Source organism: Endozoicomonas sp. SCSIO W0465 (genome assembly GCF_023716865.1).
In the GTDB taxonomy this organism is placed as follows: Bacteria; Pseudomonadota; Gammaproteobacteria; order Pseudomonadales; family Endozoicomonadaceae; genus Endozoicomonas.
The window spans coordinates 5,303,760-5,318,785 of sequence record NZ_CP092417.1 but is presented as its reverse complement, the minus strand read 5'-3'; the positions used below and the strand labels follow the sequence as shown (position 1 = coordinate 5,318,785).

The following is a 15,026-nucleotide window of genomic DNA, read 5'->3' as shown; positions in this document are numbered from 1 at the left end:
GGCAAAGGCCCTTTAATTGATCTAAAGTCGCTATCGATGAATCTTGTTGATACTCATTTTCACGATCCGGTCGTTTTCTTTTTAATTTTTCATTCTGTACTGCATCTTCAATGTGAGAAACATTTCTCTTTAAAGATATTTTGTAACTGTTCAGCACCCCCACATAAATCTGGAATTTTCTGATTTTTATACCATCCTCTTAAGCACCATTTTTCCACAATATTCGCCAGCATGATTCCAGAACTACCCGCAACTATGTCGGCTGAGATTCTCTTGAAAGAGAATGCAGAGCTGCGGATGAGAGTTGCCTGTCTGGAAGAGCGATGTCGAGAATTGGAAGAAAAGGTTGGCAAGAACAGTCAAAACAGCAGCAAGCCGCCATCGTCTGATGGTTATCAAAAACCTTGTAAAAACAGTAATTCTCCAGATCATTCTGACGACCTTTCCGCAGATAAAGGTACCGATCCATCGGATGAAAAACCCAATCCTAAAAGTCTGAGACAGTCTTCTGGTAATAAAGCCGGTGGAAAGAAAGGGCATCAGGGCACTTGTCTTAAACAGGTCGATATCCCTGACTATATTGAGTACCTTCCGGTTAAAGAATGCAATAAATGTCAGGCGTCTCTTCTTGATAGTGAGCCGGTCAAATATATTGAACGACAGGTGTTTGAACCAGGGAGACCGGGTGAATTTGAAGTAACGGCCCATAGAGCTGAAGTAAAAATCTGCACTTGTGGTTGTCGGAATCAGGCTGAATTCCCGGAAGGTGTTACCGCTGCCGCACAATATGGCTCAGCCACACAGGCTATGGCCGTCTATCTTAACCAATACCATTTCCTGCCTTTTAAGCGCGTGTCAGAGTATTTTAATACTCTCTATAAAATGAGTGTAAGTGCAGGCACTGTCGCCAATTTTGTGGCCAGAACCTATGAAAATCTGGCTTCTACTGAAGAGGTTATTCGTGACGCCTTGCGGGAATCGTCTGTTGCCGGAGCCGATGAAACGGGTATGCGGGCCGAGGGCTCTTTGCACTGGCTACACGTTATGCGGGATGAACAATGGACGCTCTACTACTTGTCTGAAAAGCGAGGTCGTGAGGCCATGGACACGATGGGCATACTGCTAACATTTGCAGGCGTTCTGGTTCATGATCATTGGAAATCCTATTTTGCATATGCGGCAACTCACGTACTTTGCAATGCCCATCACCTGAGGGAGCTTTTGGGTGTTGTTGATAGGGACAGCAATCAACTGGCGTTGCGATTGATGAAGCTACTGAGGCTTTCCTGGCATTACTGCAAGGGCTTTAAGACCATAGGTATGCTACAGATGCCAAGTGTTGTCTGTGAACGAATCGAGAAGATTTATGACCGGTTGCTTCAGCGGGCTCTAATGAAAGAAGTCGTCTATATGGAGAAGCAACGAGAGGAGCTTAAGCGCAAGAAAGTCAAGAATACTAAAGCTTACAATCTCTTCAAACGACTCACTGAGTTCAAGGCTGAGACACTGCGCTTCATGTCAGATTTTACCATTCCCTTCGATAACAATGGCAGTGAGCGGGATGTTCGAATGGCCAAGTTAAAGCAGAAAATCTCAGGCTGCTTCAGGAGTGCAGACGGTGGTTCTATGTTTGCACGGATTCGCAGCTATTTGTCGTCTGCCAGAAAACAGGGAATGGACATATATCAATCACTTCATAGAGCTGTTCGGAATTACTGTAATATGCCTTTGCTCAGTGCTGAATAGTTACGATATTTTTTTTTAGGGGGCTCATAATTATCGATGGTTGGGAGGCTGTTCCCAATGGGGTCTTGTCTTGATGCGCGCCGACCTGAATAGAAAGAGCTTGATGGTCTTGATGGTGTTGTGTGATCACTACCAGAAGGTAACCCTGTGGAATTCGCACTCCCCGTCGCCAGACTTGATTCATTATAGAGTGGGATCATAATTTATAGATTGTACTCATTAAATAGTGTCAGCTCAGACACAGGAAACAGCCTTTTAGTTCATTAATGATCAAATTACCTTCACAACTCAGGCGATGACGGTAGCGATGGTCAGGTTTTATCAGGCAGCGACCCCCGACGAATACACGTCAGAAGACCTAACCTGACAACCGGTGTATTCATAATTTCTGATCAACCCATTTTTTTGCCCTCATTTTTAATGCAGCAGTCATCACAGCGGCAGGTTCCCGAATAAAAGCGACCAGTTCCATTTGATATGAGTTTGTCGCTCAGACAGCGCATTCGGCATACCGTGCAGGCCCTTCGACTATCTGCCTGGTTATCCTGATCACTTGTGCAAATCGCAGTGCTGCCGCCGGGCAATAGTGGGTCAAGAAAACATGCGCTTTGGCCTCCTGAAGGTAGACCAAAATACTTTTGTTGTGCTCACTCTCATACTCAATATCAGCGCCCAGGTGCAACAGATCTTTTACCACACCTTCGAGCCCTTCGGTGATATTGCTGGCATAAACAAGCTCATTCCACCCTCTTGAGCAGGTCTGGCCAACCCTGATTTCATATTGATCCAACAGAAAACGGGCCACATCACTATGATCATGCTCACAGGCCAGCATAAGTGCTGTTTTTTCATAAGGATTCTGTTGTGAGTTGATGTCTGCCCCGTACTGAAGCAGTAATCGAACCATATCCTGATGGCCGTAATACGCTGACAACGCCAGGGGAGTGTGGCGTCTTAACAAAGGAGGTTCCGGGGTACTGTTCGGGTTTACGCCCTGTTCCAGCAAGTAGTTAACAATGTTGAAGTGTCCGCCTCTTATGGACTCAAGTAGCGGCGTATTTACACTCGTCGTGTTATCAACAGTGGCGCCCTTGTTTCTGAGTTTTTTTACACACGCCAGATCTCCGATTCGGCAGGCAGCTATCATGGCAGTTTCCGAGAATGTATCAGCATTCACATCAATGACATCTGCCAGAAAGTCAACAATGGTGGGCAGACGACACTCCTCAATAGCCTGGATCAACAGGGTGCTGGTTGACTTTGGTTGCAGCGGTGCATAATCATGGAATCCCTTGATGTTGTTTGCTATCAGTTCAGAACCTTCCCGGGAGAATTCAAGGGCATCGCTGGCTGTCGCAGGTATTGGTTGTGAATCCATGGGGCATGCGATAGCTCTGCTGCCGGGGCGGAAGTCAAGCAATTGTAGATAACACGGTTCACACAACGAGTGACGACAGGAGCGAATCAGCATTTGTTTCTGGTGGACATCGTGACAAACAATGCACTCATTATGAGATAATCTGTCAATAAACAGTTGTTGAGGTTTGTTTCGCGGCACAAGATGGCAGGTTCTTCCCGTTGTGGTGACATAATCGATAGCAGGGTGATTGTGTATCTCCCGCTCAAAACCTACTCCGGTTATATCGGCAATGGCAGATAGTTTTGGTGGTGATAATTGCATTGAGATCATTGGTATTGCAACTCACATGTGTATGTGTCTGTACCCGGAAATATTGAGTGTTTTGGAACAATAATATCGAACGACTTTAGCCATGTTCTTAATAATCATCCTCTTCTAAGACAAGCTTTTTCCGGTTTGGTTTAGTTGCTGTCCGGTTTTCTGGCCTTTCATTTGCCAATGGTGGTTATTGGATACCGGCCAAAGAGAAGTGGCCAGCAAGCCGTTATTAAGGCGATCCTGTGTGGCTCAAAATCAGCGGCAGACAATGCGCTGAAGGCGGCGGTCAAAGTGCGGGGTGACCGAAATATCGGTCATGAGCATTTGTGGGTTGGAACCATCGAAGCCTGTTGGCATTGGAAACGACTGTAACGGATGATAGCGCCATGGCACCACCGGCAATGACCGGATTCAGTAGCATGCCGGTCAATGGAAACAGAATACCCGCAGCGATGGGTATTCCCAATGAGTTGTAGATAAAGGCGCCAAACAGGTTCTGCTTGATGTTTCTCAGTGTTGCCTTCGATAGCTCAATGGCATCCACCACGCCATGAAGGGAAGCGCTCATCAGGGTTACATCAGCGGACTCAATGGCAACATCAGTGCCTGTGCCGATGGCAAAGCCAACATCGGACTGGGCCAGGGCCGGTGCATCATTGATGCCATCACCTGCCATGGCCACTTTATGTCCATCCTGTTGCAGCTTTTTTACCTGTCCGGCTTTATCTTCAGGCAGAACTTCCGCATGGAACTCATCGATGCCAGCCTGTCTGGCAATGGCCTGTGCGGTTAACCGGTTATCACCGGTCAGCATAATTACCCTGATACCCAGCTTATGAAGCCGCTTGATAGCTGCCTTTGAATCGGAACGGATTGGGTCTGAAACCGAGATGATGCCTGCAAGATGATGGTCAATAGCCATAAACATCGGGGTTTGCCCCTGTTCTGCCAGTTGTTTCGCTCTACTGGCAAGACGGTCAATGTTGAGGCCATTGCCTGTCATCAGCTTTTCATTGCCCAGCAGCAACGCATGACCATCGACTGTGCCAGATACACCGTGACCGGGAATGGCCTGAAAACCCTCAACGGATTTAAGCGCTATCTGTTTTGACTTACCGGATTCCACAATTGCTTCAGCAAGGGGATGCTCTGAGCCTTGCTCCAGGCTGGCCGCCAGCATTAAGAGTTTGGCTTCTGTATACGGCTCAAGACTGATAATCGCGGTAACGGTGGGACGACCTTCAGTGATGGTTCCCGTTTTATCCAGAACCAGTGTCGTCAGCTTGCTGGCCTGCTGCAAGGCGTCACCTTTACGGATCAAAATACCCAGTTCTGCGGCTTTACCTACTCCCACCATCACTGACATGGGGGTGGCAAGGCCCAGTGCGCAGGGGCAGGCGATGATCAATACTGTGGTGGTGACCACCAGTATGTGAGCCACCTTCGGCTCAGGTCCAACAAAAAACCAGACAGCGGCAGCCAGCAGGGCAATCAGAATAACGGCAGGTACAAAGATGCTTGAGATGTTATCGGCTAATCGAGCGATCGGCATCTTTGTACTCTGGGCTTTTTTTACCAGGGCAATGATCCGGGCGAGAGCCGTTTCGCTGCCCACTTTTTCTGCGACAAACAGCAGTGCACCATTTTTATTCAGTGTACCGGCAGTAATGGTATCACCCACACTTTTTGCGACAGGAACAGGTTCTCCCGTCAGCATGGATTCATCCACAAAACTGTTACCATCCACAATGTTGCCATCCACCGGTATCTTCTCTCCGGGACGTACCCGCAGGGTGTCGCCTTTATGTACCTGTTGCACAGGAATATCCAGCTCTTTCCCGTCACGAATCACACGTGCGGTTTTGGCCTGGAGCCCCAGCAATCGTTTGACTGCTTCGCTGGTTTTACCTCTGGCTCTGAGTTCAAGCGCATGGCCCAGGTTGATCAGGCCGATGATCATTGCAGACGCTTCAAAATAGACATGTCGGGCACTGGCCGGCAGCCACTGTGGAAACAGCACAACAACCATCGAAAACAGCCAGGCAGCGCCAGTGCCCAGTGCCACCAGCGTATCCATATTGGCATTGCGATGCTTCAGGGATTGCCACATACCCGTGAAAAAATGTCCACCGGAAACATACAGAATCAGCCCGGTAAGAACGCCAACCACACCCCAGGCAATCTGCTCCTGAGTGTTGTTGACCCCCATCTCTCCGGTGACCATGCCCCAGATCATCAGGGGGATACCAAGGCACAGGGCGATGGCAGTATGTCTCAGCAGATAGCGATAACGTCGTCTGTCTTCTGCTTCCTGCTGCTCCTGTTGCTTTTCAAATGAGGCAAGTTCAGCGCCAAAACCAACGTTTTCTATAGCGTTGACTAACTCTTCCGAAGAAGCGGTTCCGGCAACCCGTACGGTGCGCTCGGCAAGATTAACACTGGCTTCAGTAACGCCGGCAACCGCAAGCAGTGCCTTTTCTACCTTGCCAACACAGCCGGCACAGCGAAGACCACTCAATCGCAGCTCGGTTTCTCTGGCACTCATGGGTTTTGCTCCTGTGGCCACTCTGCCACTGACTGATTCATTATCCGGGCAATCACACCGTCATCTGCAGGTATTCACGCTCCCAGGAGCTGATAATCTCTTTGAAGTTCTGGTATTCGGCACGCTTCACTTCAACATAGGAACGAACAAACTGGGTTCCCAGAGTCTCTTTAAGTATTACACTCTGTTCCATCAGCTCAAGGGCTTCCTCAAGGTTAAGGGGAAGTCTCTTGTCGTTAGAATCTTCAGAGGCATTTCCGGCGACTGCTGCCGTTGGCTCAGCTTCATTAATCATACCGAGGTAACCACAGAGCAGGGAGGCAGCAAAAGCCAGGTAAGGGTTGGCATCTGCTCCGGCGAGCCGGTTTTCAACGCGGCGGCCTGCTGCCGATGAGTCGGGAATTCTCAGACTTACGGTGCGATTATCGATGCCCCAGGCAAGGTTAACCGGCGCTGAGGTATCCCTGAGAAAACGACGGTAGGAGTTTACATTGGGAGCAAAAAGCGGCATGGCTTCAGAGACATACTGTTGAAGTCCACCAATGTAGTGGTAGATCATCTTGCTGGCTGTGCCATCTTCGTTGCTGAAGATGTTCTTCCCCTTGTTATCCAGAACGTTCTGGTGCAGGTGCATTGAGCTACCAGGCTCGCCACTGATGGGCTTTGCCATAAAGGTGGCATTAATATCATGCTTTAATGCTGCTTCGCGGACGGTTCTTTTGAATACAAATACCTGATCTGCTAAAGACAGTGCGCCACCGTGACGGAAATTGATCTCCATCTGGGCTGCACCTTCCTCATGAATCAGAGTATCTATATCCAGCCCCTGTTCTTCACACCAGTCATAGACGTCCTCAAAGAGTGGGTCATATTCATTGGCGGCATCAATACTGTAAGACTGTCGACCGGATTCAGGGCGACCCGAACGGCCTACGGGAGGCTGAAGGGGATGGTCGGGATTGGCCGTCCTCCTGGTCAGATAAAATTCAAGCTCCGGCGCAACAACCGGCGTCCAGCCTCTGGCTTCATATAGCGCCAGAACATTTTTGAGCACAGTCCTGGGAGCGATGCTGATCAGATTGCCCTGTTTGTCATAGCAGTCATGAATAACCAGTGCGGTTGGCTCCAGTGCCCAGGGCACCATATGGACAGCGGACTCATCCGGCTTGAGAATCATATCGATCTCTGCCGGGCTCATCAGTTCGTTATAAATCTCATCGTCGACGTAATCGCCGGTGACCCCCTGAATCAGCACACTTTCCGGAAGGCGTATCCCTTTCTCAGCAATAAATTTGTTGCTGGGCATGATCTTGCCACGGGCGATGCCGGTAAAGTCAGAGATAACGGCTTCAACTTCGGTGATTTTTCGCTCTTTTAACCAGCTGGCCAGCTTTTTCATAATCGCATTTTTTATCGTTCTGATTGATGACGATGTCACTATCGGTCATGTCTTGTTCGACAGGCTGAGGCAATATTCGTGGTCTTGTGGCCTTATATGGACAATTGCTGTGGGCGTGCTTCGACATATCCCTTACCTTTATTTTTTCGCGCACAGTATTGCAAATAGTGTGCACAATATTTCAAACAATCTGTATTGAATCAAGTACTGCATTTCGTTAATGTGCATTTGGTTCCAACCACCCACCCACCCCCCTGCAAAATAAGAACAGGAGCCGTTATGACGACCTTCTGAAGCCTTCACAGAAGTACACCTGGATTGCACTGGATTAAACCGATAAGCCTCTGAACAGGGTATGGACTATGAAACTCAAAGCACCGGTGCATACCGACGCTCACGCTGACTCCTACTACGCCGCTTCACTGAACTTTGCAACCGATTACCCGGAACTGGAAGGTAACCTGTCCGTCGATATCTGTGTGGTTGGCGGTGGTTTTTCTGGCGTCGCTACAGCCCTGGAGCTGGCTGAACGAGGCTATCGTGTTGCGGTTCTGGAAGCCCGTAAAATCGGTTGGGGGGCGACAGGGCGAAATGGTGGTCAGCTGATTCGCGGGATTGGTACAGAGCCAGAGCAGTTTAGCAGCCAGATCGGCACTGATGGGGTGGAGGCAATCCATCAGATGGGGTTTGAAGCTGTTGAGCTGGTGCGCGAGCGGGTCCGGAAATACGACATTCAGTGTGACTTGAAAATGGGGTATGTCGATGCGGCGATCAAGGCAAAACAGATGGATCACATTACCGAAGATTATCAGTCCCTGAAAAAACGCCATTATGCCCATGAGCTTCGACTGCTGTCGCAGGATGATATCAAACAGTATGTAAATTCTGACCGGTATATGGGCGGCATGCTGGATTCGGGCAGTGGTCACCTGCACCCATTGAATCTTTGTCTGGGTGAGGCGCGTGTTGCAGAAGGGTTAGGGGTTCAGTTTTTTGAAAATTCGCCGGTTGTGAAAATTCACAAGGGCAACCTGCCCGGGGTTGCAACGGCAAAAGGTTCGGTAACCTGTCAGTTTCTGGTGTTGGCAGGAAATGCCTATCTGGGGAACCTGGAGCCAACGATTGGTGGGAAGGTGTTACCGGCGGGCAGTTATATCATTGCTACTGAAAAACTGCAGGAAAAGGTCTGGCAAAACCTGATACCCAACGACTCAGCTATCTGTGATGTCAGTATTGCTCTGGATTACTTCCGTTTATCTGCTGATAAACGACTGTTGTTTGGTGGTATGTGCAATTACTCCGGGCGCGATCCAAACGATATTGTCGCATCACTTCGCCCGAAAATGTTGCGGGTCTTTCCTCAGCTGGAAAACACAACTATTGAGTACCAGTGGGGGGGTATGATCGGGATTGGTGCCAACCGAATGCCGCAGATTGGTCGATTGGGATCAAACATTTACTTTGCCCAGGCTTATTCCGGCCATGGGGTCAATGCCACCCATATGGCGGGGAGGGTGCTGGCAGAGGCTATTTCCGGCCAGGCAGAACGGTTTGATGTGTTTGCCAATATTCGCCATATGACCTTTCCTGGTGGGCGTTATTTCCGTTCGCCGCTATTGGCTCTGGGGATGCTGTGGTATCGGCTGAAAGAGGCTGTTTAGCCTGGGTTTAACTGATATTCATAACGTTGAAAGACTACGTTGGACGATCTTTTCTCAATGATGCCATTGAGTCATGCCAGAACTCAGGCAAGGTGAACGTCCAAGTCAATGAACTATAGTCAATAACACCCTTATACAGCGCACAAGGTCGGTGGCTTCACCATAGAAGTGGTATCCGACCATTTGTTACTATCTGTTGACCGCTGTTTCTTCCCTTACCCAGTCAAGATACTCTGGCAGGCCATTTTCTATTGATATCTGAATAATCTGAGGCACATCATAGCTGTGTTCAGCTTTCAGGTATTGCTCCAGTGCTTGATAACGCTCACCGGTGGTTTTAATACGAAGCAGTACCTCCGGGTCTGATTGAACTTCACCTGCCCACCGGTAATAGCTGTGAATCGGACTGCTCTGAACACAGGCTCCCAGACGTTTTTCGATAATGGCCCTGGCATGGGTATCAGCTTCCTGTTGATTGGGGCAGGTGGTCAGTACCATGCAGAACCCGGTAGATGGTTTTATGGGCATTTGGCAACCGGTCAACAACATTACTAATAGCGGACAGAAAACAGTGTAAGTAACACACTTACCAGCCTGGTAATCTATCAGTTTCATGGAGCGGTGGGTAGGGCTTGCCCTTAACAGCAACCGCCAGTGGTGCGATCAGACCCATTATCACCGGCTGCTGGCAGACAGTTAAAAGGGCCATAATGGGTTTTCCGGTCGCCATGCACGGTAAAGTGTCTGCCATAGCGAGTATTCTGCACCATGGCCGCGGTATTGCCACAGACCAGCATCGGTTTGCCATTGATAAACCGGTGATGGTCGTCCAGTTGGAAAAAGTGAGGCTGTTCCGATACGGTACCGTGGTAAATGGCCACCTGCCCATAGTCTTCACAGATATCTTCAAGGTTATCCAGCTTGAACATCCGAACGGTCAGGGATTGAAAATCGATATTGCCAATTTTCTGCTCAATTTGCCGGTTGGCAATGGTGATCGGGCTGGCAGAGAGCAACCGGTAGTCCGGGTAACCCAGCCCGGTTAACAGGCGACGGAAATCTTCAATATAAAGAGCACCGCTGAGGCATTCCCCCATCAGTACCGGGTCGTCTTTTAACGGGGCTGGTATTCGCTGACCGGCAAACACATCACTGAAAAGCAGTTCGCCACCGGGTTTCAGTACCCGGAAAATTTCCCTGAACACATCTTCCTTATGGGGCGAGAGGTTGATCACGCAGTTGGAAATGACCACATCAATGGAGTTATCTTCAATCCCCGGGGTTTGCAGATCTTCAATATAGCCCTGCCGGAAGTCAATATTTGGTTGCCGGAAACCAAACTTTTCCATCATGGTGGGTACATGCTCGGTGGCTACCGCTAATTGTTCATCAGTCATATCGATACCGATAACATAGCCCTGTTCTCCCACCAGACTGGCAAGAATATAGCTGTCCCTGCCGGTACCGCAGCCAAGATCCAGCACCTTACACCCTTCCGGGGCGGATGGAATCGGTGATCCACAGCCATAAAACCGGTCAGTAATGGCCGGGTCGATCTGGTTCAGAATAGCGCGGATGTGGGCTGGCATGGTAAAGGGATCGGAACAGCAGGCGTTGGTTTTCAGATCCTTTGTTCCGCCAAGAATCTGGCCATAGTACTCTTTAAGGGTCTGATGATTACCGCAGTGGCTACTCATGGTTGTCACCTTGTTTACTATAAACGATAGGGTTGTTATTGGTCCGGGGCTGTTGTTCTGTCGCTGTTGTTCCGTCGCTTATGTCCTGTTCCTCAACATCCGTGATCTTCATCAATGGCTCAACAATACCCATGAAACATAAAGCGGCCATAATCCCTCCGGTAATCGGACCCACAACGTACACCGTTAAAAACCCATAATGCTGATCGGGAAACGCGGCACTCGCCCAGCCGAACAGTGAGGCCAGCAGTCGGGGTGATAAATCTCTGGCCGGGTTGAGTCCTGCCTGGGTCAGTGGTGCAATAATGGAGATAATGGCAACAACGGTTAAACCGATAAACAGGGGGGCCAGGGCCTGGTCCGGTCGCCCGGTATTGCAGCTTTCGGTCAGGACGAGAATCATAAATACCAGGGCAAAGGTACCGGTACATTCAGCAAAAAAGGCATTGACTGTGGAAACGGAAGCGACCTGTCCGGCCATCGGGTTGGGGTAATACTCACCAAACATCATGGCACTGGCAATGGATGATTCGGTACCACGGACAATGTCATGGGTTAATTCATACTGCAGGATTGAGCCGGCGAAGAGCTGGTAAAGCACAGCAGCTGCCACAAAGGCGCCGGCAAACTGGGCAACCAGATAGCAGGGCAACAATGTCATGGACATCCGGCGACTGATCACCATGGCAATGCTCACTGCCGGATTCAGGTGGGCACAGGAAAGACGTCGGGTAGCGTAAATCGCCAGTGTGACTGCCAGCCCCCAGACCATGGCCACCTGAAAGAGCCCGGCATGGGCAGAAAATAACACCGTGACAGCCACTGAACCGCAGCCAAATAACACAAGAATAAACGTGCCTATAAACTCTCCGACAAAACCCTTCAGATAATTCATTCCGGTTATCCTCCAGATGGTTTATGTCTGGTCGCCCGATACGCGGGCAAAAAGGTTCCGTATTTCTGAACCAATCTGCCGAACGCTGTCATTAGCAAAAGAGCCGACCAAAGAGTCAGCAGAACGGGGGGCTGAATGAAAGCAGTGAATTGTTGCATTTGGTCAGTACATACAAACGATCGTATTACTCAAAGAATTCCGAGCATTGCTCATCTGCTTCAATCGGATGTGCATCATGCTAGTTTACTTATTGTCTATCGGGATGATTGATTTGAAATAAAAGACAAAGGTAGAGCTCTTCCAAAAACACAATCAATTGAAAATCATGGGGATTTATCTTGAAAATAATTGAAGAGCTCAACTGCGTAACTTGAGTGGAATAAGTCTGATGACCGCTTTTAATGATGCCACGTATGATCCGGATTGTACGCAGGTGGAGCTTCGGCAATCTCGGAGTATGCTGGTGGTGGTGTATCGGGGTATGGCGGTAGGCATGGAATTTCTGTTTTCCCTGAATATCTCTCTCGTTCCGATTCTAAATAGCAACGTACACTAGAACCTGATTGTCCGTCGTTATAAATACGATATTCACTATTAAGATTGCTATGCATATTTTGGGACGGAGACATTTCACCGGGTTGGATCGTCACGGGAGCATTCTCATTACCGGAAGCTCTGCCCGATGAATCCGGGTCAGGGGCAAGGGCTATTTCACGATCGACGATACGGGGGACGGGGATGGCGCAAGCAGAAACACATAAACCGAACAGACAACCGGCCCCGGCCCCGGCCCCGATTGACCATAGACCCGGGCCAGAGCAATTCGTACAAGAATGATAAAGATACGGGCCAGAGGCTCCGACAATAGTTGATAAACCAATGGTAGTAATGCAATCACACGATGGATTGAAGAGATAGCTATTTGAAGCCGAACAGTTCAATGGATTCATCATAATTCCTCCTTTATTCCTTTATATACTCATCGTTCGACTAGGAAATTTGAAATGAGTTCCACTAGCAAAACAATTTTGCCCTGTAATCTGACAGCCTGTATGCTACAAACCCCTCCAGTCAGGCCATTGTTTTAATCGTGTGGCCCTTAATGAGACATTTACATGACCTTCGCCAACCTCGGTCTTTCCCTGCCGATTCTGCAAGCCATTACTGAACAGGGCTATAAGCAGCCTTCTCCCATTCAGGCGGAAGCAATACCGGCTGTTCTGTCAGGGCAGGATGTCATGGCAGCGGCTCAGACAGGCACAGGCAAAACAGCCGGTTTTACGTTGCCGATACTGGAGTTGCTCAGTCGTGGCGAGAGGGCAAGGCCCAACCAGGTTCGTGCGCTGGTTCTGACACCGACCCGTGAGCTGGCAGCCCAGGTGGCAGACAGTGTTGCCACCTACGGTCGGCACTTGCCAATACGTTCCTCTGTGGTTTTTGGCGGCGTCAAAATCAACCCGCAAATGATGAATCTGAGACGGGGTGCTGACATTCTTGTCGCCACCCCCGGACGACTCCTGGATCTCTACAATCAGAATGCGGTGAAGTTCAAACACCTGGAAGTGCTGGTTCTGGATGAAGCAGACCGTATGCTTGACATGGGATTTATTCACGATATTCGTCGTATTCTGGCGTTGTTGCCCGGGCGAAGACAGAACCTGATGTTTTCGGCAACGTTTTCTGATGAGATTCGGCAGCTGGCTAAAACCATTGTTCAACATCCGGTAGAAATCGATGTTTCTCCCCGAAATACCACGGCCAGAACGGTCAGGCAATGTATTTATCCGGTGGATAAAAGTAAAAAGCCGGCACTGCTGACCCGGTTGATTAAAGAGCATAACTGGCAGCAGGTGTTGGTTTTTACCCGAACCAAACACGGTGCCAACCGGCTAACCCGTCATCTGGAAGGGAAAGGGATTCTGGCGGCAGCAATTCATGGCAATAAGAGTCAGGGAGCCCGTACCAGGGCGCTGGCTGATTTCAAAAACAATGAAATTACGGCGCTGGTGGCAACGGATATCGCTGCCCGGGGGCTTGATATTGACCAGTTGCCTCAGGTGGTGAACTTCGACCTGCCTAATGTACCGGAAGATTATGTGCATCGTATCGGGCGAACAGGGCGTGCAGGGGCGGATGGCCACGCTGTTTCACTGGTCTGTGCTGATGAGAGTAAGCAGCTTCGGGACATTGAACGGTTGATTAATCAGCAGCTGCCCAGAGAGATAATCGTGGGGTTTGAACCGGTTAATGAGATTCCGGTGACTCAGCTATCTGATAAGCCACTGAAGCCCGGAAAGCCGAAGAAGCCAAAGGCTTATGACCGGCCTGTGCAAGCGAATGGAAGAAAAGGCAAGACACCTGAAGGTAAGCAGCAGAGGGGGCAGAGTAATGCAGTGAAGCGATCCGGGAAAATAAGCTCAAGCCGTGTGTTTACAGAAAAAAACAGCAGGCCCCGAAGGCGCAAGACGACCAACCCTCAAGGCACTTCTGCTGCTGTATAAGTCAATCTGAGGTTTTGTTCATTTTCCAGCAGGGGCTAAGTAGCCAGAAATATTCGATTCCATATGGCCAGCTACTTAATGACCACCATTCTGGATATGGTTACCGCGTCGTTTATCACGAACGCACATCTGATTATTATCCATGACCTGAGTTTCAAACAGATCCACAGCCCTGATCAGGTCACCCAGTTTTTTATAACCGTAATTTCTTGGGTCAAAGGAAGTCTGGTTAGCGATAACTGCACCGATGCTGCCAAGATATGCCCAGCCATCATCGTCCTGCTCTGTATCGATGGCATTGCGGATCAGGTTCATCAACCGGGTATCCGCTTTCAATTCATGGCCAGTTTTCTTACTGTTTGAGGTGATTATCTCCGGATCATGTTCGGGTTCATCAAGGTAGAGAAAGCGAGAGCAGGCATTAACGAAAGGCGATGGGGCTTTTCGTTCGCCAAAGCCATAAACCACTTTACCTTCTGACAGAAGGCGCATAATAAGCGGGGTGAAATCACTGTCAGAAGAGACAATGCAGAAAGCGTCCATGTTCTTGGTGTAGAGTGTATCCATGGCATCGATGGTCATGGCCATGTCGGTGGCGTTTTTACCTTTGGTCAAATCAAACTGCTGGATTGGCTGGATCGCGTATTCATGCAGTTGCTCCTCCCACCCTTTGATTGTGTGACTCTTCCAGTTGCCATAGGCTCTTCGGATACTGACGACACCATACTTGGCCATTTCCGAGAGAATTTTCTCAATTTTTCTGGCGGGAGCATTATCGGCATCAATAAAGAGAGCAATCTTCTGCTGGTTGTACTCTGCCATTGGCATTCCCTGTTAGTTATTTTCTTATCTTTTGATAAACCAGTGATCAACCATGTAAAAAGCCAGAGTTACTATAATGCCT

11 protein-coding genes and 1 pseudogene are annotated in these 15,026 nt (G+C 49.2%); 3 read left to right on the top strand and 9 right to left on the bottom strand.

Annotation, left to right across the window (positions count from 1 at the left end; genetic code table 11):
• Positions 1 to 107 precede the first annotated feature (107 nt).
• Complete coding sequence (locus MJO57_RS32885; protein WP_256492097.1) at positions 108 to 233, bottom strand: hypothetical protein; 126 nt, start codon at positions 231 to 233, stop codon at positions 108 to 110.
• On the opposite strand from MJO57_RS32885, the gene MJO57_RS23690 reads away from it, so the two are divergent.
• Positions 232 to 1,746, top strand: coding sequence for an IS66 family transposase (locus tag MJO57_RS23690; RefSeq protein ID WP_252017330.1), 1,515 nt, complete (start codon positions 232 to 234; stop codon positions 1,744 to 1,746). The two genes, MJO57_RS32885 and MJO57_RS23690, sit on opposite strands and share 2 nt — an antisense overlap.
• A gap of 490 nt (positions 1,747 to 2,236) precedes the next feature.
• Here MJO57_RS23690 and MJO57_RS23685 read toward each other — a convergent pair whose 3' ends face one another.
• From MJO57_RS23685 to MJO57_RS23675, 4 genes and pseudogenes are all read right to left on the bottom strand, one after another.
• Positions 2,237 to 3,124: an ankyrin repeat domain-containing protein gene (locus MJO57_RS23685; protein ID WP_252019225.1), complete on the bottom strand. Its 888-nt coding sequence runs from the start codon at positions 3,122 to 3,124 to the stop codon at positions 2,237 to 2,239.
• A gap of 9 nt (positions 3,125 to 3,133) precedes the next feature.
• Positions 3,134 to 3,427, bottom strand: a pseudogene (locus MJO57_RS33430) (hypothetical protein); the annotation flags it as partial.
• A gap of 283 nt (positions 3,428 to 3,710) precedes the next feature.
• Positions 3,711 to 5,969, bottom strand: coding sequence for a heavy metal translocating P-type ATPase (locus MJO57_RS23680; RefSeq protein WP_252019223.1), 2,259 nt, complete (start codon positions 5,967 to 5,969; stop codon positions 3,711 to 3,713).
• Positions 5,970 to 6,021: 52 nt separating this feature from the next.
• Positions 6,022 to 7,368, bottom strand: coding sequence for a glutamine synthetase family protein (locus MJO57_RS23675; RefSeq protein ID WP_252019221.1), 1,347 nt, complete (start codon positions 7,366 to 7,368; stop codon positions 6,022 to 6,024).
• A 362-nt stretch (positions 7,369 to 7,730) separates the two neighbouring features.
• On the opposite strand from MJO57_RS23675, the gene MJO57_RS23670 reads away from it, so the two are divergent.
• On the top strand, positions 7,731 to 9,029 hold the full coding sequence (locus MJO57_RS23670; RefSeq protein WP_252019219.1) for an FAD-binding oxidoreductase: 1,299 nt from the start codon (positions 7,731 to 7,733) through the stop codon (positions 9,027 to 9,029).
• Positions 9,030 to 9,218: 189 nt separating this feature from the next.
• On the opposite strand, the gene cutA is transcribed toward MJO57_RS23670, so the two are convergent.
• The 3 genes from cutA to MJO57_RS23655 form a co-directional block, all read right to left on the bottom strand.
• Positions 9,219 to 9,557, bottom strand: coding sequence for a divalent-cation tolerance protein CutA (gene cutA / locus MJO57_RS23665; RefSeq protein ID WP_252019218.1), 339 nt, complete (start codon positions 9,555 to 9,557; stop codon positions 9,219 to 9,221).
• A 110-nt stretch (positions 9,558 to 9,667) separates the two neighbouring features.
• The gene (locus MJO57_RS23660) at positions 9,668 to 10,726 is read right to left on the bottom strand and encodes a methyltransferase domain-containing protein (protein ID WP_252019216.1); all 1,059 of its coding nucleotides are present in this window, start codon (positions 10,724 to 10,726) and stop codon (positions 9,668 to 9,670) included.
• Positions 10,719 to 11,621: an MIP/aquaporin family protein gene (locus MJO57_RS23655; protein ID WP_252019214.1), complete on the bottom strand. Its 903-nt coding sequence runs from the start codon at positions 11,619 to 11,621 to the stop codon at positions 10,719 to 10,721. The genes MJO57_RS23660 and MJO57_RS23655 overlap by 8 nt, the downstream gene beginning before the upstream one ends.
• A 1,115-nt stretch (positions 11,622 to 12,736) precedes the next feature.
• Between MJO57_RS23655 and MJO57_RS23650 the strand changes: the two genes are divergently transcribed.
• The gene (locus MJO57_RS23650) at positions 12,737 to 14,122 is read left to right on the top strand and encodes a DEAD/DEAH box helicase (RefSeq protein WP_252019213.1); all 1,386 of its coding nucleotides are present in this window, start codon (positions 12,737 to 12,739) and stop codon (positions 14,120 to 14,122) included.
• 75 nt (positions 14,123 to 14,197) lie between these two features.
• Here the strand turns inward: MJO57_RS23650 and MJO57_RS23645 are convergent, their stop codons facing one another.
• Positions 14,198 to 14,944, bottom strand: a complete 747-nt coding sequence (locus MJO57_RS23645) for an NYN domain-containing protein (RefSeq protein ID WP_252019211.1) — start codon at positions 14,942 to 14,944, stop codon at positions 14,198 to 14,200.
• Between the last annotated feature and the right edge of the window lie 82 nt (positions 14,945 to 15,026).

What these genes read in the sequence shown, in the direction of transcription:
- MJO57_RS23650 (WP_252019213.1), top strand. Translation starts at nt 12,737, where the DNA reads ATGACCTTCGCCAACCTCGGTCTTTCCCTGCCGATTCTGCAAGCCATT.
- MJO57_RS23690 (WP_252017330.1), top strand. Translation starts at nt 232, where the DNA reads ATGATTCCAGAACTACCCGCAACTATGTCGGCTGAGATTCTCTTGAAA.
- MJO57_RS23685 (WP_252019225.1), bottom strand. Translation starts at nt 3,124, where the DNA reads ATGGATTCACAACCAATACCTGCGACAGCCAGCGATGCCCTTGAATTC.
- MJO57_RS23680 (WP_252019223.1), bottom strand. Translation starts at nt 5,969, where the DNA reads ATGAGTGCCAGAGAAACCGAGCTGCGATTGAGTGGTCTTCGCTGTGCC.
- MJO57_RS23655 (WP_252019214.1), bottom strand. Translation starts at nt 11,621, where the DNA reads ATGAATTATCTGAAGGGTTTTGTCGGAGAGTTTATAGGCACGTTTATT.
- cutA (WP_252019218.1), bottom strand. Translation starts at nt 9,557, where the DNA reads ATGCCCATAAAACCATCTACCGGGTTCTGCATGGTACTGACCACCTGC.
- MJO57_RS23645 (WP_252019211.1), bottom strand. Translation starts at nt 14,944, where the DNA reads ATGGCAGAGTACAACCAGCAGAAGATTGCTCTCTTTATTGATGCCGAT.
- MJO57_RS23675 (WP_252019221.1), bottom strand. Translation starts at nt 7,368, where the DNA reads ATGAAAAAGCTGGCCAGCTGGTTAAAAGAGCGAAAAATCACCGAAGTT.
- MJO57_RS32885 (WP_256492097.1), bottom strand. Translation starts at nt 233, where the DNA reads ATGCTGGCGAATATTGTGGAAAAATGGTGCTTAAGAGGATGGTATAAA.
- MJO57_RS23660 (WP_252019216.1), bottom strand. Translation starts at nt 10,726, where the DNA reads ATGAGTAGCCACTGCGGTAATCATCAGACCCTTAAAGAGTACTATGGC.
- MJO57_RS23670 (WP_252019219.1), top strand. Translation starts at nt 7,731, where the DNA reads ATGAAACTCAAAGCACCGGTGCATACCGACGCTCACGCTGACTCCTAC.